This window comes from Hwangdonia seohaensis (genome assembly GCF_031932625.1).
Classification (GTDB): domain Bacteria; phylum Bacteroidota; class Bacteroidia; order Flavobacteriales; family Flavobacteriaceae; genus Hwangdonia; species Hwangdonia seohaensis.
On sequence record NZ_JAVSCK010000002.1, the window covers coordinates 60873 to 77246 of the forward strand.

The following is a 16374-nucleotide window of genomic DNA, read 5'->3' on the forward strand; positions in this document are numbered from 1 at the left end:
TTAATATCAATTTGAGACACTGAAACGAGTTCAGGGTTATATCGTTAAAAACGATTGAGCAAAAATACAAATTACTAACGTTTATCCTAAGGGTAATCGTATATTAAAAATCTTTAGAAAAGATATTATTTGATTTTAAAAAATCTTTTCTTGATTTCACGATTTTATATGGCTCTTTGTGTTTGTTTTTAATTTTAATAGCTGTATCATAATCAGTTAAATCTCCTTCTAGAAAAGCTTTACCATACTTGATTAAATCATTATTCGCTAATTCAATGTCTTGTTTTAATTCACTTGAAGAAGGAAGATTATAAGTCGCTAATTTTTTATCTGTTAAAGATTTTAATCTCAATATCGAAATCGATTTCCAGTCATATTCAAAGAAATCTTCACTATCTCCTTCACCTAAAAGAATATCAAAAGTATATGGATAGTCTTGGGGATAAGTTGAAGCACTAATTTTGACATATTAATTATTTTTTCTCCATATTATTGAAGTTGAATAATACTCAATAGACTCACTATGTTTAATGAAATTGAAGTTTGTTAATGTTGACCCTACTATCTTATTTGCCAATTTTGAAAAGTCGCGATGCTGTTTTGATGATTTTGATATTATACTTCTAAAGAAACTGAAAAATATCATAACCTTTATGTTTAAAAAATCTTAGGAAGGTAAATTATAAACCCAATTATGATAGCAAAAACACTGGCAATAAAAACGGCACCAGCAGCAATGTCTTTTATAAGTCCGATTTTTATATGGTGCTCCGGATGCATAAAATCGGCAATTTCTTCAATCGCGGTATTTATGCCCTCAACGCTCATAACCATGCCAATGGCTAGGCATTGCACAATCCATTCGTAGGTTGAAATATTAAAATAGAATCCAGCTATAGTCATTAAAATGGCTATAAAAAACTGTATTTTTATGCTGGATTCGGTTTTTAAAAGTAGTAAAGCGCCTTTAAAAGCATAGCCCACACTTTTTATGCGGTTGAACAAAAAGGACTCTTTTTTACTCATCTAATAAGGCCTCTAATGCCGCTTTGTAATTGGGCTCGTCTACGGTTTCGCTTACTTGTTCGGTGTATTTAACGGTATGGTTTTCGTCCAAAACCACCACACAACGCGAATGTAAAGCCTCTAAAGGGCCATCAATAAAGTTTAAACCGTAATCTTTACCGAATCTTCCATCTTTATAATCTGATAAACTGATGACATCTTCTAAACCTTCGGCGCCACAAAAACGTGCATGGGCGAATGGTAAATCGTGCGAAATGCAAAGTACTTTAGTGTTTTCCAATTCGCTGGCTTCTTGATTGAAGGTTCGTACAGATTGAGCGCAGGTGCCCGTATCAATGCTCGGGAAAATGTTTAAAACCAATTTACTTCCTTTATAGTTACTTAGGCTATGGGTAGATAAATCTGTTGCCGTAAGTAAAAAGTCCGGTGCTTTTGTTCCTATTGCAGGTAAACTTCCTGAGGTATTTATTGGGTTACCTTTTAATGTTACTGTTGCCATTTTATTTGTTTATTGGTTAAGAATTTAAAAATATGAATATTTAATGTTTTTACGCTTATCATTTTTAAAATTGTTTCAACAAAAAAACGCTTTATCCGTTAAATGGGACAAAGCGTTTAATATTTATTATAAAGGCAATCTTTTAAGTATCGATTGAGCCTAATACACGTTTCATAAAACTATTTAAGGCCTCTTTTTTGGGTGTACCGTCTTTTATCAATTTATTGACTTCGATAGCGCCGTACATGTTGGAAATTAACTCACCAATAACATCTAATTCTTCATCTTTTAAAGAAGATACTTCTGTTAAAGCCTCTAGGGTTTCAATAGTTTCTATTACAAAATCTTCATCGTTTTCTTCAATGAATTCTGTTAGGTGTTTAATTATTGGTAGCTTCATCAGTTATTCTGTTTTTTTATATCCGTTCTTCGACTATCGCTCAAGATAAACTTCGGCGGAAAACTTTTTAATTTTAAATACTGCTATTTTTTCACTTTCGCGGAAATTTTAGATAACGCCTTCAACAAGTTCTTTTAAAACATCGAATTTGTTGGTTTGTACTTGGTTTACAAAATTACCGTTTTTAAAGGTTGCAAAAGTTGGTAAATTATCAACGGTTGCTAATTTTCTGGATTCTGGAAATTTTTCGGCGTCGGCCATAACAAATGTAGCGTTTTCGGTTTCAGAAGCCAATTTCTTGAATTTAGGTTTCATAATTCTACAGTTGCCGCACCAAGAGGCAGAATATTGTACAATTACGGTATCGTTATTTGAAATGATGTCTCCTAAATTATCTTGTTCTAATTCTTGTACCATAATGTTTTGATTTTTTAAATTATAAGTACCAAATTCCAATTTATCTTTTTTGGAATTTGGTACTTTTTTATTGAATTTTTGTGAAAGTTTTTTAACCTAACTGGTTAGTGCAAACTCTAGTGAGTTGCTAAATACGCAGCAGTACCTTTGGCATTGGCTTGCATGGCATCTTTACCTTCTTCCCAGTTAGCTGGACAAACCTCGCCTTTTACTTGTACGTGCGTTAAAGCATCAACCAAACGAAGATATTCACCAACGTTTCTGCCTAAAGGCATGTTATTAATGCTTTCGTGCTGTACGATACCGTCTTCATCGATAATGTAAGTAGCTCGATATGTTACGTTGTCGCCTTCAACCTGAACGGTTCCGGTTTCTTCGTCGTAAGTTTCGTTTGTAATATCTAAAATACCTAAAATGCTTGACAGGTTTCGGTTGCTATCCGCTAAAATAGGATAGGTTACACCTTCAATACCGCCATTGTCTTTGGCTGTACTTAACCAAGCAAAATGAACTTCTGGTGTATCACAAGACGCGCCAATAACGATTGTGTTGCGTTTTTCAAATTCTGGTAAAGCTTCTTGAAAGGCGTGTAACTCTGTTGGACACACAAACGTAAAATCTTTTGGGTACCAAAATAACACCACTTTTTTCTTGTTATTTACTGCTTCTTCTAATACGTTTACTTTAAAAGTATCGCCCATTTCGTTCATGGCGTTTACGTTTAAGTCTGGAAATTTTTTACCTACAAATGACATGTGAATTTTATTTTTAATTGTTAATAATTTCTTCCATACAAAGATACTATACCCTTTCAATTTTATGAGGAAATAAAATTCTTATTATTTATCTGTCGATAGATTTTAATTATGGTAAAAAACAATATCAATAGTTATTTGTTATTCTCTTTCAATTGCTTGATTTTAATCGAAAAAGCGGCAAAAAGCAAAGTCATAATCGGACTTAAGATGCTAAAGAATGCGTAGGGAATATAAGCCGTAGCTCCGGCGTAACCAAAAAGGACTTTTGAATGATAGGCGCCACAGGTGTTCCACGGAATTAAAACCGAGGTTACCGTTCCGGAGTCTTCAAGCGTTCTACTTAAGTTTTCTGGCGCTAAGCCTTTGTCTTCATAAGCTTGTTTAAACATTTTACCGGGAACAACAATAGCCAGGTATTGATCGGATGCCGTTAAATTCAATGCCAAACAACTGGCAACGGTGCTCGCAAATAGCCCAAATGTAGTATGCGCCATCTTTAAGAGCGATTTTGTAATTCTGGATAAAGCACCAATAGCATCCATAACGCCTCCAAAAACCATGGCGCAAATTATGAGCCAAATGGTACCAAGCATGCCTTTCATACCGCCCGCGGTAAATAAATCATTAAGTTCTTCACTACTTGTCGTTACTGCGGTATCAATGGTTAAGGCATTCATAACGCCTTTGTATGCAGAATGAAAGTTTATCGATTCGGCACCTGCGATATTGGCAACAATATTTGGTTGTGCAATAATGGCAGCAGCACCACCTAAAAGGGCGCCTAATAAAAGGGCGATAAGTGGTGGTTTCTTTTTAATGATTAAAAAAATCACAAATCCAGGAATAATAAATAACCAAGGGCTTATATTAAATACGGCATCCATAGCGTCCAATTTATCTTGAATAACTGGCGCACTGGTCGTACCTAAATTTAAACCAATAATTATAAAGATAATGAGGGTAATTACTATGGTTGGTACCGTAGTAAGTGTCATGTATTTGATGTGTGTAAACAATTCGCTGCCAGCCATGGCGGGTGCTAAGTTTGTGGTATCGCTAAGGGGCGATAATTTATCTCCAAAATAAGCTCCAGAAAGTACGGCGCCTGCAGTCATGCCCATAGAAATGCCTAAAGTTTCGCCAATGCCAACCAAAGCAATACCTACGGTTGCAGATGTGGTCCAGGAACTTCCCGTTGCGATAGAAATAATGGAACAGATAATTACACAAGCCGCCAGAAAAATAGTTGGATTAAGTATTTGCAAGCCGTAATAAATCATGGTTGGAATAATGCCGCTTATTAACCACGTACCGGCCAAAGCGCCCACCATTAATAAAATTAAAATGGCACCAGTTGTAGATTTAACGTTTTCTGCAACTTCGGCAATCATGAGTTTATGGGGTACTTTGTTTTTGTAACCTACAATTGCCGCTACTGCAGCTCCCATTAAAAGTATGAATTGATTACTGCCGCTCAAGGCATTATCGCCATAAATGTAAATGTTGTAAGCCAGCATACCAATAAGTGCAACTACGGGTATTAAAGCTTCCCAAATGTTTAATTCTGTATTGTCAATTATTTTTTGATTTTTAATTTTTATCTCTGAAATATTTTTTTCGTCTTGCATCTGCTCGTTTTTGGTCTCGTAATGTTACGATTTTCATAAGATGTATGCAAATAGAAATGCTTTTGAAGTCGCTTTGTTTGTTTTCTTGAGAGGTTATGTTTTTTTCCGACCAATATAAAGTCGGCTACATAATGTTTAACGCTTTCATACAGTCATGCATCATTTTATAAGTCCGTTCAATATCGGCATCCAATCCAATGGAAAATCGAATTAAGCCATCGCTTAAGCCCATTTCTTTTTGTTCGTCTTCGGGTATTTCTGACGAGGTGGAGCTTCCAGGAGCAGAAAACAGGGTTTTGTAAAAACCAAGGCTCACGGCCAAATAGCCTAGGTTCCTGTTTTGCATCAATTCCATAAGTTCGTTGGCTTTTTCCAACGAGCCCACATCAATGGTTAGCATACCTCCAAAGCCGTATTTATCATTCATCATGGATTTAAATAGGTTGTGCGAAGGATGCGATTTTAAACCCGGATACACTGTTTTTAAACCATCAGCTTCAAATTTTTCAGCCAAAAAAGTAGCGTTAAAACTGTGTTGTTGCATACGAATGTGCAAGGTTCTTAAATTCTTTAAAACCGATGCCGCTCGCAAGCTATCCATGGTAGAGCCCAATAACATAGATGCGCCGTTGTTCACATTACGCAAATCGTTTATAAAATCTTGAGTGCCACAAACCACGCCTCCAACCGTATCGCTCGATCCGTTAATAAATTTTGTTAAACTGTGTATTACCACATCGGCTCCTAAAATGGCCGGGGAAATGGATAATGGCGAAAACGTATTATCCACCACTAATTTTAAATTGTGTTTTTTTGTCAAAGCTGCCAGCCCTTTAATGTCGGCAACTTCCAAAAGCGGATTGCTAACCGATTCGCAGTACAAAATCTTAGTGTTTTTTTTAATGGCGGCTTCAACCACATCGAGCTTTGTAATATCGACAAACGAAGTTTCAATATTAAAACGTGGCGTAAAGTTTTTAAGAAACGCGTAAGTGCCGCCGTAAATCGTCCGGCTTGAAACAATATGGTCGCCAGCCCCACAAAGTTGCAATAAAACCGGTGTGATTGCACCCATACCCGAAGCTGAAACGTTGGCGGTTTCGGTGCCTTCCATGGCGGCTAAAGCTTCACCTAAATACAAATTAGAAGGCGATGAATGGCGCGAATATAGATAACAGCCATCGGCGTTTCCTTCAAAAGTATCAAACATGGTTTTTGCCGATAAAAAAGTGTAAGTTGAAGAGTCGGATATTGAAGGGTTAACGCCGCCAAATTCGCCAAAGTATTGTAAATCTTGAATGTTGTTTGCAGGTTTAAAAGCCATAATAATTGATTTTAGTCGTTTTTACAAAACTCCATTAATTTAGATTATAATACAATATATATGATGTTGTTTAGAAAATAAATCTATAATAATAGTACAATACAGATATAAAGTTTATAGTTTCTTCATAAAATGTTATCTTTATGAAAAATTTTCGATTATGATTTTTGATGATATTGATAAAAAACTATTGTTTTATTTGCAAAAGGATAGTAAGCAGACCAATAAAGAGCTTTCAAATAAATTAAACCTATCGGTTACGGCGGTTTACGAACGTATTAAAAAACTGGAAAAGGAAGGGTTTATCAATAAATATGTAGCTCTGGTTAACAAGGAAAAAACCGATAAAGCTTTTGTGGCGTATTGTCATATAAAACTTGAAAAGCACAGTCAGGATTTTGTGGTTAGTTTTGAAAAGGAAGTCAATCGTTTAACAGAAGTTTTGGAGTGCTATCACGTAAGTGGCGATTACGACTATCTTTTAAAAGTATTGGTAAAGGACATGGCAGCCTTTAGGGAGTTTATGGTAAAAAAACTAACCACCATCAACCATATTGGCAGTACACACAGCATGTTTGTTATTAACGAGGTAAAACACACCACAGCAATTAAGGTTTAGATGAATTTGGTTTTATATAAAGGTTTCGAGTTTTTTATCATTTTTATTTTGATCCCCTTGAGTTTGGTTTTAAGCTATCCGTTTTGGATCAAATTAGGTATCGGGTTTATGGGCTTTTTCTACATTGTTTTTATGTTGTTGAAGGTTGAAAAGGAAAAATTCCGTATCGCCAAAAATTTAAATTTTCGGTTATTCATTAAACAAACGCTTGTTAAGTTTTTGGTAATTGTTTGCATAACGACGCTTTTTGTTTGGCTTACCAATAAAGAAGCACTTTTTATGGTGCTCATCAATAAACCAAAATTATGGCTTTTTATCTTGTTTATTTACAGCGCTTTTTCAGTGTACCCTCAAGAATTGGTTTACAGAACATTTTATTTTAAACGCTATCACAACCTTTTTAAAAACAAAAACCTTTTCATTTTTTTAAATGCCGTGGTTTTTTCTTTAGGACATATCTTCTTTAAAAACACATTGGTAATAGTGTTAACTTTTTTAGGCGGCTTATTATTCGCCATAACCTATAATAAAACAAAGTCCACACTTTTGGTTACTATTGAGCACGCCATTTACGGTTGTTGGTTGTTTACGGTTGGCATGGGAGATATGCTAGGTTTTCCTGAATAATGTATAAGCGAATTTTATTAAAACATAGGTAATGGTAACTCTAATAAAAACTTTTTACTATTTTAGACCAGCTATTACTAATATTAAAAACCGAATTATCACATGAAAAAACTAAGCTACATTATTTTAGGATTTATTGTTGGCGCACTCGCTACATATTATTTTTGCCCAAGACAAGTTGACGATGGAATAGATGATATAAAATTTGTAAAACCCAAAGGCGTTATTTCACCAGATCAGGCAAAAACATTAAATAATAATTGGACGATGTACAGAAAGGCGGCCGTAGATTCCGCGGCAAGCATGCAAGGTAGAAAGGTGGATAACCGCTCAACTTGGTGGTCTTTAGATGATATTGAAAACTACTTAGCTTTTGCTAAACATGAATCTGATAGTTTGGGTTATAGCATGACGGGAATTCGAGTTTACCTGGGTGTGTACGGTGAAAATGCTGGACAGGATAAAAAAGATTACACAACCATGTTTATGGTGCCAACAGCAAAAAAAGGTACAGATAGAGCCAGTATGAATCCGTTTGCTTTTCAGGGAGATGAAGAGGATTGTCCAGAATGTTCTCCTTTAAATGATGGAGGCACAGGTTATCCGCCAGGGGCACCATATCCTAATTAATAAATATTGAATATTGGAAGATTTTTTTAGACAAAACTATTTATTACTCACACATAGTTTTGAAATATTGGCAGCTATAACTGGTTTGGTTTTATATAAAAAATACAAGTTTGTAGCTGCTAAGTATTTTATATGGTTCTTGGTTTTTGTTGTATTGGCAGAGTTTATATCGACTTATACGCTATACATTGACAACGATGGTTACTTTGGTTTTTTAAAAGGGACCGTATTTCAAAAGAATTATTGGTGGGGCACAATCTATTGGAGTATAGGCAGTATAATGTTTTTTTCATTTTATTTTATAAGAGTTTTAGAAGCTAAATCTCATAGATTAATTCTGCGATTAACGTCATATTCCTTCTTGCTTTTCTCTGTTTTATACATCATTTTTAATTGGGAGGCGTATTTTACAAGAAACCTAACAACAATTAGAATTTTTGGCGCCCTTATTGTTTTTTTATGTGCTGTTTTTTATTTTGTAGAGGTTTTAATGAGCGATAAGATTTTAAACTTTTATAAGTCCATAAATTTCTATATTGCGATAACCATATTTGTGTGGTGGTTAATTACAACCCCATTAATGTTTTATGATATTTACTTTAGAAGTGTAGATTGGAATTTTATAATTCTTAAATGGCAAATCTATTTATTCGTAAATATATTTATGTACTCCACTTTTACTTTTGCACTCATTTATTGTAAACCAGATATTAATAATGATTAACTATTTAACTGTTTTTTTAGCCCAAACCCAACCTGTTACTACACCAGCCGAACGCTACTTGCTCGTGTACATGATTATGGTTTTAATCATTATTACAGCTTTGGTTGTGGTGTTTTTTGTGGTGTTTCAAAAACGAAAAAACAAGTTGCTTTTAGATAGGATTAAACAACAGCAAGCCTTTGAAAAGGAAATTGCCATGGCCCAAACCGAAAGCCAAGAACAAACGCTAAAAAATATTGGTTGGGAATTGCACGACAATGTGGGTCAGCTCTTGGCTTTTGCAAGTATGCAATTAAGTATTTTAAAAACCCAATTTACCGATAGCGATATAAAAGATAAGTTTAAAGACACCTCTGATGCGCTAAAGGAAAGTTTAAAAGAAGTCCGTTCGCTTTCAAAAACCTTAAACAATGAAGTGGTGTTGAACATTGGATTTGAAAAATCGATTAACAATGAATTGAATCGTTTAAAAAAAATGAAATTTACCAGTGCCGAATTAGTGATTAAGGGCGATAAGGTAGATTTTGAAAACAGAAAACACGAAATTATTATTTTTAGAATTTTACAAGAATTTTTATCCAATTCAGTGAAGTATTCTGAAGCTAAAAACCTTAAAATAGTTTTGGAGTACCAACCAAAACGTATTACCATTATAGCTTCAGATGACGGTAAAGGCTTTGATATGAATACCGTTGAAAAAGGCTCAGGTTTAATAAATATGAAAAGTAGGGCAGCTTTGATTAATGCCACATTGGATTTATACTCAAAACCAAACGAAGGTGTTACACTTACGCTAAATTACCCAACGTCGTAACTACGAAAACCACTTAAACATGGTTTTAATCAATCTTAAGTTGCTCGTGCTGTACGGCGCATATCTAAATGGCGGGTCAACCCAATTGCCGCGTTTAACAATCGCCTTATTATGGGTAAACGTATCGAAACCAAACTTGCCATGGTAAGCTCCAATACCACTGGCGCCAATACCTCCAAACGGCAAATTGGCGTTGCCATAATGAATTAAAGTATCGTTAATGGCTCCACCGCCAAAACTGAATTTTTCAATTGTGTTTTCAACAAAACGTTTGTTTTTTGAAAAAACGTAAAGCGACAAAGGCCTGTCAAAATGCTGTATAATGGACGTTATATCGTCTTCGGTTTCATAAGAAAGAATGGGTAAAATAGGTCCGAAAATCTCATCTTTCATAACCTCACTATCTAACGGCGGTTCATCAATAAGTGTGGGCGCAAGGTATAATTCCTCTTCATTATAATCGCCACCAAAAGCAATCGTTACACCTTTTAAAAGCTGTGTTAACCGTGTAAAGTTTTTACGGTTAATAATCCTTGGGTAATCTTCAGAATTTTTAGCATCGCCATAAGCTTTAAGTATTTCATTCTTTAATGCATCGATCAAATCATTTTTTATGGATGTTTTTACAATCAAATAATCCGGTGCTATACAGGTTTGACCGCCATTAAAAAACTTGCCCCAAACCAAACGTTTCGCCGTTAGGTTTAAATTAGTGGTGTCGTCAATAATGCAAGGCGATTTTCCGCCCAATTCCAAGGTTACGGGCGTTAAGTGTTTTGCTGCCGCCTGTGCCACTATTTTACCAACCGAAACGCTGCCCGTAAAAAAAATATAGTCCCAATGCTGTTTTAAAAGCTCGGTAGAAACGTCAACGCTACCCTGAACCACCGTAGCCATCTCTTTTGGGAAAATATCTTTTACAATATCTGCTACCAATTGCGATGTATTTGGTGTGAGCTCACTCGGTTTTAAAACTACCGTATTACCAGCGGCTATGGCCATAATTAAAGGGTTTATGGCAAGTTGAAACGGGTAATTCCAAGGGCCAATAATAAGCACTGTGCCGTAGGGCGATTTATAAATATAATCCTTGGATGGAAATAAAAGAACAGACGATTTAACCCGCTCTGGTTTGCTCCACGATTTTAGGTGTTTTATGGCGAGGTTTATTTCGGCAATAACCAAACCGTTTTCGCTTAAAAAGGCTTCAAACGATGGTTTTTTAAAATCGTTGTGCAAGGCTTCAAAAATGTCTTTTTCGCGACTTATAATCGCCTGTTTTAACTTTTTAAGCACATTTATCCTAAACGAGACATCTTTAGTTTTTTGTGTGTTAAAAAAGGCCTTTTGATTTGAAATTATGTCTGGAATGTTATTCAACATGTTTTTTTATAAAGATACAGAATTAAGACAAACAAGCATCCCAAATTGGGTCTATGGGTAGCGGTGCAGTAATATGAATGGTTATTTGGGAAACAGGATGAATAAACTTAATTTCCCTGGCGTGCAAATGAATGCCCGCATCTTTGTTGCTTCTGTCAAATCCGTATTTTAAATCGCCTTTAATGGGGCAACCTATGGTTGATAATTGGCTGCGTATTTGATGGTGCCTTCCGGTTTCCAAATGAACCTCCAGTAAAAAGTAATTGTCGAGTTTTTTTATGGTTTTGTAATGTAAAATCGCTTTTTTGCTATCGGTTACCTCTTTGTTGTGGGCATACGATTTATTGTTTTTCGGATTCTTTTTAAGCCAATTAATAAGCGTGTCTTCCTGTTTTGGAGGTTGGTTTTTTACAACTGCCCAATAGATTTTACTAATATCTTTTGAAACAAATAATTTGTTGAGCCTCGGTAAAACCTTACTCGTTTTAGCAAAAATCACGAGGCCTGAAGTGGGTCGGTCCAACCGATGTACGGTGCCTAAATACACGTTTCCCGGTTTGTTGTATTTCTCTTTAATATAGGCTTTTACAACATCGCTTAAGGGTTTGTCGCCCGTTCTGTCTCCCTGTACAATGTCGCCCACACGTTTGTTAACAATAATGATGTGGTTGTCTTCGTAAAGCACATTGAGGTTTGATTTATTTGATAGAACTTTTTCGGCCACTAATTCACGAATATTTAATTACTGATATTTTTTGTTGAATTATAAATCAAGGTTTTTGCGTTTGAGCGAAACTGGATACTGCGACTGCGAACGGAAACTTAATACTGCTCGGAATCATTTGGGAAATCCCGCGATTTAACATCATCCACATATTGCGAAATGGAGCTGGTCATGTCTTCAAATAAATTCATATATCGACGTAAAAAACGGGGATTAAACTCATGGGTCATTCCCAACATATCGTGCAATACCAAAACCTGTCCGTCAACACCATTACCAGCACCAATACCAATAATTGGGATGCTGACACTTTCGGCAACCTGTTTGGCAAGTTTGGCTGGAATTTTTTCGAGCACAATGGCAAAACATCCAATTTTTTCGAGCATTTTGGCATCGTCAATAAGTTGTTCGGCTTCAACTTCTTCTTTCGCCCTAACCGTATAAGTTCCAAATTTATATATCGATTGTGGCGTTAAACCCAAATGCCCCATCACTGGAATACCGGCATTCAAAATGCGTTTTATAGATTCCTTTATTTCGCGTCCGCCTTCCATTTTTACCGAGTGCGCACCGCTTTCCTTCATAATGCGAATGGCCGAACGCAGGGCTTCTTTAGGGTCGCTTTGGTAGCTTCCAAAAGGCAAGTCTACAACCACCAAACATCTTTCTATGGCTCGAATCACAGACGATGCGTGGTATATCATCTGGTCCAACGTAATGGGCAATGTGGTTTCGTGGCCCGCCATAACATTACTGGCCGAATCGCCCACAAGAATAACGTCAATTCCGGCGCCATCAACAATTTTCGCCATGGTATAATCGTATGCGGTAAGCATCGATATTTTTTCGCCATTGGCTTTCATATCAACCAATGTTTTTACGGTAATGCGCTTGTATTCCTTTTTTGCTGTAGACATAGTTTTTGCTTTGTTTTGATAGTTGGTAAAAATAGTAAATTAAGGTTTATTTGGTGTTTTTGTTAAACTTTTCTTTATGAGGTGCTGATTATGAGGTGTATCGCGTATTTTTAGATTAAAATTCAGAATTATGGCACGCGCAATATTATATTTAGCCATGTTGATTGCATCCACGGTTTTTGGTTAAACACATAAAAAAACACAAGTTAAAGTAACTGTCGATACGTTTTTTGAAGGTTTTCATAAAAATGACACAGCACTTATGAAATCTGTGAGGATGGATAAAATAATCTTGCAAACAGCTTATACCAATAAAAACAATGAGGCCACTGTAATGGATACCGGAAGAAAAGAAGCGTGCCAAGAATGGATTGTTGGATTTTTAAAAGGGAAGGTAGTTGTAGCTCACGTGTAACTGTTTTTGGTTAAGCTTAAATACGTAATTTTTTAACTCAGTTCTTTGTTGTGCTTTCGTGTTTTTTAGTTATTCAATAGGAAATCCTTCATTTTTTAATTCTTTTAACTCTTCTTGGTTAAATTTGTCAATTACTAAATCCATTTTACTTTTATTCTTTCTTTTACCCCAAACCCATTCATAAATATTTCCCATGTATGGTTTTGGCTTAAACCATTTTCCTTCTGGATTAATAGATTTATTATTTCTAAATTTTTTCCATTCCTCTGTATAATCTTTAACTCTTGACTTTTTTATCCAACTTCTATCTTCTTTAAATTTCTGTTTCCACAATTTATTTATTTCATTGATTAGATAATCTGGTATTTTATCTTTTCTATGAATGATTCTTGAATTAAATAAAGTCTGATATTTGGATTTTTTTGGATTTATATCCTCTTCGAGGTGTGCTAAAAACCTTATTGCAGAATTTTTAGGACTTCTACTTTTTTTGTTATAATCAAAACCCGTTTTTTCAATTAAAGCTCTTGTTTCTGGGTCTTTTTTAGATTCTTGTAACCATGTTCCAAGATTTTCTCCCTCAAATGTGTAACTATGAATTTGACTAACTTCTTCTCCTTGTTTTAAAGCTTTACTTAATAATTTTAACCATCTTTTTCGGATGAAATCACTTCTTTCATCTTTTCCATCTCCGAAATAAAAATCAATTGATTCTAATTTTTTTAAATGCTCTTCAGGCATTTCAAGTTCAGAGTCATTATAAATCCATTTTTGTTTGTAATACCATCCAATTAAAGTTTTATCATCTGTATTATTTTTACTAACAGTAGTACGACCAAACTTTTCTTTATAGGCTTTCATGCGTTCAAACATTCCATCCCATTTTTCTAAATACTCTTCTGTTATTTTAAATTTATATTTTTTTGATTGACGAGCATTTTCGGTTATTTCTATTTCGCCAAGTGTTCCTATTTCAGGGTTTTTAAAACGTCTTTTAGAATTGTCGTGAAAGTCCAATAGCGAATTTTCATCAGATTCATATTTTTCAATTGAAATTAGAGACTCGTTTGCTAAATAATCTATGTGTTCTTGAGTGACTTTATCAAGATTATCACTTGTGAATTCCAATAAAGGTGAGAAGTAATCTTTGAGTTGATTCAAAACCTTATTTCCACCTTTGTCTTCATTTGTAAAGTCGAGTAAAATAGATGATTCTATGTTATAGAATAGACCTGATTTTGTTAGGTTGGAAGAGCCAGTAATAATTCGGTTCCTAACATCTCCTTCAAACACATAAACTTTTGGATGATAAATGTACTGTTTAGATGAATATACGTAACTGTCAATTTTCAATTCCAACAGCATTTCAAGAGCTTCTTTTGATGTAATCTTATCATCGATACCAATAAAAAAAGTGAAATTAGTTCCATTTTCCTGCGCTTTTTTTATGAAAGGTTTAAGTTTTTCAAGACCTTTTGACCTTAAAAAAGCATTAAAAAAAGTTACTTCGTTAAATGAAATTTTATTCAGAGTAGAACACACGTGATTTCCGATACTTTCTTCGGTATCTTCAAACAATCCTTGTCCTATGAATTCTGCAATCATTTATTTGATAGGTTTTTCGACATGAAGCACAACAATCATATATAATTAATATTAACTATATATTTATTATGTACGAAATATATCTTTAATTTTCGTACACGAATTTAGAAATTTTTTCTGACAAATTCAAGTTTTAAATAAAGCTAACCAGAGTAACGGGTTGCCCAAACTAACAATCGGTAAGATGCACACCAACCGCTAAACCGCCTTCGCTGGTTTCTTTGTATTTGGTATTCATGTCTTTGGCGGTTTCCCACATGGTATTTACCACTTTATCCAAAGGTACTTTTACATTATTTGGGTCGGTGTCCAAAGCCAATTCTGCGGCATTAATGGCCTTAATGGCGCCCATGGCATTGCGCTCTATACACGGTATTTGCACGAGTCCGCCAATGGGGTCGCAGGTTAGCCCTAAATGGTGTTCCATGGCAATTTCGGCGGCTACCAAAACCTGTTCCGGGGTGCCTCCAAGCAATTCGGTTAAGGCGCCGGCCGCCATGGCCGACGACACGCCAATTTCGGCTTGACAGCCACCCATGGCCGCACTTATGGTGGCGCCTTTTTTAAAGATGCTTCCAATTTCGCCAGCCACTAATAAAAAACGTTTGATGTCTTCAAAATCGCCATCGTGGTTTTCAATAACCAAATAATACATAAGCACTGCGGGAATAACACCTGCGCTTCCGTTTGTTGGTGCCGTAACCACCCGACCCAAGGAGGCATTAACCTCGTTTACCGCCAATGCAAAACAGCTTACCCATTTAATGATTTGCCTAAATTTTACTTCGGTATCCCTAATGGAATAAATCCATTCTACAGGTGTTGTATAGGGTTTGCCGCTTTTTAGGTTTTGGTGCATATCGTAAGCGCGTCGCCGTACATTTAAACCACCAGGGAGATGGCCTTCGGTATGGCAGCCGATATACATGCATTCCAGCATGGTGTCCCAAATGCGTTTTAGTTCGCTATCGATTTTTTCTTCTTCGCGGATGGATTTTTCGTTTTCCAAAACGACCTGCGAAATTGGTAAATTCAGGTTTTTACAAAACTGTAAAAGCTCTGTGCCTTTTTCGATTGGGTACGGAAAGGTGCACTTGATTTCAAAATTTCGTTTATGGTTTGTGCGTTCTTCTTTTACAACAAAACCGCCACCGATGGAGTAGAAGGTCGATTTTGATTTCCTACCATTGATGAGGGCAGTAAAAATCATGGCATTGGCATGAAACGGTAAAAACTTTTTATTAAAAACAATGTCGGTTTCTGGGTTAAACGCAAGGGTTTTTTCGTTGTTAAAACGTATTGTTTTAGTGTTTTTTATGGCCGCAATGGTTGAATTAATGTGTTCTGTAGGAATGGTTTCCGGGTCGGCACCGCTTAAACCAAGCATAATGGCAAAATCGGTGGCATGCCCTTTGCCTGTTAATGACAGCGAACCGTACAAATCGACGGAGATGGCTTCAACTTTATCAAACTTGTTTGCCGTTTTTAATTCTTTAATCCAACGTTCGGCGGCGCGCCAAGGCCCGAGTGTATGCGAGCTTGAAGGGCCAACGCCTATTTTTAGCATATCGAAAACCGAAATACATTCCATAATTACGCAATCGTTATAGTTTGGCAAATATAGAGAGTTTGTTTTTGATTCATAATTTTTTTTGACACGGATTTCACCGATTTTCACGGAAGGGTTAGTATTGTGGATGTTACACGGAGATTAGCGGAGGTTGTTTATAGTTTTACTTACATTGGAAAAAAGAGATGAGATGATATGTAAAAGATAGAAAGCCGATGACCGAAGGTTTTGTTGCGTTTGAGTGCGATTGAATACTGCGACTGTGACTTAAAACCTTTATGTCGCGCAAAGATG

19 protein-coding genes are annotated in these 16374 nt (G+C 35.7%); 6 read left to right on the forward strand and 13 right to left on the reverse strand.

The window, feature by feature from the left end; genetic code table 11:
- Positions 1-103 precede the first annotated feature (103 nt).
- The 8 genes from RNZ47_RS05565 to RNZ47_RS05600 form a co-directional block, all read right to left on the reverse strand.
- On the reverse strand, positions 104-352 hold the full coding sequence (locus tag RNZ47_RS05565; RefSeq protein ID WP_311937634.1) for a hypothetical protein: 249 nt from the start codon (positions 350-352) through the stop codon (positions 104-106).
- 305 nt (positions 353-657) lie between these two features.
- Positions 658-1026: a diacylglycerol kinase gene (locus tag RNZ47_RS05570; protein ID WP_311937637.1), complete on the reverse strand. Its 369-nt coding sequence runs from the start codon at positions 1024-1026 to the stop codon at positions 658-660.
- Positions 1019-1525, reverse strand: a complete 507-nt coding sequence (gene tpx / locus RNZ47_RS05575; RefSeq protein WP_311937639.1) for a thiol peroxidase — start codon at positions 1523-1525, stop codon at positions 1019-1021. Before tpx ends, RNZ47_RS05570 begins: the two co-directional genes overlap by 8 nt.
- A 142-nt stretch (positions 1526-1667) precedes the next feature.
- Positions 1668-1925 (reverse strand): DUF6952 family protein, encoded by a 258-nt coding sequence (locus tag RNZ47_RS05580; RefSeq protein ID WP_311937641.1) that lies wholly within the window; start codon positions 1923-1925, stop codon positions 1668-1670.
- A gap of 108 nt (positions 1926-2033) precedes the next feature.
- Positions 2034-2342 (reverse strand): thioredoxin family protein, encoded by a 309-nt coding sequence (locus RNZ47_RS05585; RefSeq protein ID WP_311937643.1) that lies wholly within the window; start codon positions 2340-2342, stop codon positions 2034-2036.
- 116 nt (positions 2343-2458) lie between these two features.
- Positions 2459-3097, reverse strand: a complete 639-nt coding sequence (locus RNZ47_RS05590; RefSeq protein WP_311937645.1) for a peroxiredoxin — start codon at positions 3095-3097, stop codon at positions 2459-2461.
- Between the two features lie 134 nt (positions 3098-3231).
- Positions 3232-4728: a Na+/H+ antiporter NhaC gene (nhaC, locus tag RNZ47_RS05595; RefSeq protein WP_311937647.1), complete on the reverse strand. Its 1497-nt coding sequence runs from the start codon at positions 4726-4728 to the stop codon at positions 3232-3234.
- A 124-nt stretch (positions 4729-4852) separates the two neighbouring features.
- On the reverse strand, positions 4853-6052 hold the full coding sequence (locus RNZ47_RS05600) for an aminotransferase class I/II-fold pyridoxal phosphate-dependent enzyme (protein WP_311937649.1): 1200 nt from the start codon (positions 6050-6052) through the stop codon (positions 4853-4855).
- 160 nt (positions 6053-6212) lie between these two features.
- Here RNZ47_RS05600 and RNZ47_RS05605 point away from each other — a divergent pair, with 160 nt between their 5' ends.
- From RNZ47_RS05605 to RNZ47_RS05625, 5 genes are all read left to right on the forward strand, one after another.
- Positions 6213-6671 (forward strand): Lrp/AsnC family transcriptional regulator, encoded by a 459-nt coding sequence (locus RNZ47_RS05605; protein WP_311937651.1) that lies wholly within the window; start codon positions 6213-6215, stop codon positions 6669-6671.
- Between the two features lie 108 nt (positions 6672-6779).
- Positions 6780-7298 (forward strand): CPBP family intramembrane glutamic endopeptidase, encoded by a 519-nt coding sequence (locus RNZ47_RS05610; protein ID WP_311937653.1) that lies wholly within the window; start codon positions 6780-6782, stop codon positions 7296-7298.
- 102 nt (positions 7299-7400) lie between these two features.
- Positions 7401-7928, forward strand: coding sequence for a hypothetical protein (locus RNZ47_RS05615; RefSeq protein ID WP_311937655.1), 528 nt, complete (start codon positions 7401-7403; stop codon positions 7926-7928).
- A 13-nt stretch (positions 7929-7941) separates the two neighbouring features.
- Entirely contained in the window at positions 7942-8652 is a 711-nt protein-coding gene (locus RNZ47_RS05620) for a hypothetical protein (RefSeq protein ID WP_311937657.1), read from the forward strand.
- Complete coding sequence (locus RNZ47_RS05625; RefSeq protein WP_311937659.1) at positions 8645-9466, forward strand: sensor histidine kinase; 822 nt, start codon at positions 8645-8647, stop codon at positions 9464-9466. The genes RNZ47_RS05620 and RNZ47_RS05625 overlap by 8 nt, the downstream gene beginning before the upstream one ends.
- Here RNZ47_RS05625 and RNZ47_RS05630 read toward each other — a convergent pair whose 3' ends face one another.
- The 3 genes from RNZ47_RS05630 to panB form a co-directional block, all read right to left on the reverse strand.
- Positions 9467-10849, reverse strand: a complete 1383-nt coding sequence (locus RNZ47_RS05630; protein ID WP_311937660.1) for an aldehyde dehydrogenase — start codon at positions 10847-10849, stop codon at positions 9467-9469.
- Positions 10850-10871: 22 nt separating this feature from the next.
- Positions 10872-11573 (reverse strand): RluA family pseudouridine synthase, encoded by a 702-nt coding sequence (locus RNZ47_RS05635; RefSeq protein WP_311937661.1) that lies wholly within the window; start codon positions 11571-11573, stop codon positions 10872-10874.
- A 98-nt stretch (positions 11574-11671) separates the two neighbouring features.
- A complete protein-coding gene (panB, locus tag RNZ47_RS05640) occupies positions 11672-12490 on the reverse strand; it encodes a 3-methyl-2-oxobutanoate hydroxymethyltransferase (protein ID WP_311937663.1) in 819 nt (272 codons plus the stop codon).
- 277 nt (positions 12491-12767) lie between these two features.
- Here panB and RNZ47_RS05645 point away from each other — a divergent pair, with 277 nt between their 5' ends.
- Positions 12768-12905: a hypothetical protein gene (locus RNZ47_RS05645; RefSeq protein ID WP_311937664.1), complete on the forward strand. Its 138-nt coding sequence runs from the start codon at positions 12768-12770 to the stop codon at positions 12903-12905.
- 69 nt (positions 12906-12974) lie between these two features.
- Here RNZ47_RS05645 and RNZ47_RS05650 read toward each other — a convergent pair whose 3' ends face one another.
- Together RNZ47_RS05650 and RNZ47_RS05655 are read right to left on the reverse strand one after the other, a co-directional pair.
- Positions 12975-14510, reverse strand: coding sequence for a helicase associated domain-containing protein (locus RNZ47_RS05650; RefSeq protein WP_311937666.1), 1536 nt, complete (start codon positions 14508-14510; stop codon positions 12975-12977).
- A gap of 169 nt (positions 14511-14679) precedes the next feature.
- Positions 14680-16101, reverse strand: coding sequence for an L-serine ammonia-lyase (locus RNZ47_RS05655; RefSeq protein WP_311939042.1), 1422 nt, complete (start codon positions 16099-16101; stop codon positions 14680-14682).
- Between the last annotated feature and the right edge of the window lie 273 nt (positions 16102-16374).

What these genes read in the sequence shown, in the direction of transcription:
- tpx (WP_311937639.1), bottom strand. Translation starts at nt 1,525, where the DNA reads ATGGCAACAGTAACATTAAAAGGTAACCCAATAAATACCTCAGGAAGT.
- RNZ47_RS05625 (WP_311937659.1), top strand. Translation starts at nt 8,645, where the DNA reads ATGATTAACTATTTAACTGTTTTTTTAGCCCAAACCCAACCTGTTACT.
- RNZ47_RS05655 (WP_311939042.1), bottom strand. Translation starts at nt 16,101, where the DNA reads ATGGAATGTATTTCGGTTTTCGATATGCTAAAAATAGGCGTTGGCCCT.
- nhaC (WP_311937647.1), bottom strand. Translation starts at nt 4,728, where the DNA reads ATGCAAGACGAAAAAAATATTTCAGAGATAAAAATTAAAAATCAAAAA.
- RNZ47_RS05590 (WP_311937645.1), bottom strand. Translation starts at nt 3,097, where the DNA reads ATGTCATTTGTAGGTAAAAAATTTCCAGACTTAAACGTAAACGCCATG.
- RNZ47_RS05615 (WP_311937655.1), top strand. Translation starts at nt 7,401, where the DNA reads ATGAAAAAACTAAGCTACATTATTTTAGGATTTATTGTTGGCGCACTC.
- RNZ47_RS05570 (WP_311937637.1), bottom strand. Translation starts at nt 1,026, where the DNA reads ATGAGTAAAAAAGAGTCCTTTTTGTTCAACCGCATAAAAAGTGTGGGC.
- RNZ47_RS05580 (WP_311937641.1), bottom strand. Translation starts at nt 1,925, where the DNA reads ATGAAGCTACCAATAATTAAACACCTAACAGAATTCATTGAAGAAAAC.
- panB (WP_311937663.1), bottom strand. Translation starts at nt 12,490, where the DNA reads ATGTCTACAGCAAAAAAGGAATACAAGCGCATTACCGTAAAAACATTG.
- RNZ47_RS05605 (WP_311937651.1), top strand. Translation starts at nt 6,213, where the DNA reads ATGATTTTTGATGATATTGATAAAAAACTATTGTTTTATTTGCAAAAG.
- RNZ47_RS05650 (WP_311937666.1), bottom strand. Translation starts at nt 14,510, where the DNA reads ATGATTGCAGAATTCATAGGACAAGGATTGTTTGAAGATACCGAAGAA.
- RNZ47_RS05585 (WP_311937643.1), bottom strand. Translation starts at nt 2,342, where the DNA reads ATGGTACAAGAATTAGAACAAGATAATTTAGGAGACATCATTTCAAAT.
- RNZ47_RS05630 (WP_311937660.1), bottom strand. Translation starts at nt 10,849, where the DNA reads ATGTTGAATAACATTCCAGACATAATTTCAAATCAAAAGGCCTTTTTT.
- RNZ47_RS05645 (WP_311937664.1), top strand. Translation starts at nt 12,768, where the DNA reads ATGGATAAAATAATCTTGCAAACAGCTTATACCAATAAAAACAATGAG.
- RNZ47_RS05610 (WP_311937653.1), top strand. Translation starts at nt 6,780, where the DNA reads ATGGGCTTTTTCTACATTGTTTTTATGTTGTTGAAGGTTGAAAAGGAA.
- RNZ47_RS05600 (WP_311937649.1), bottom strand. Translation starts at nt 6,052, where the DNA reads ATGGCTTTTAAACCTGCAAACAACATTCAAGATTTACAATACTTTGGC.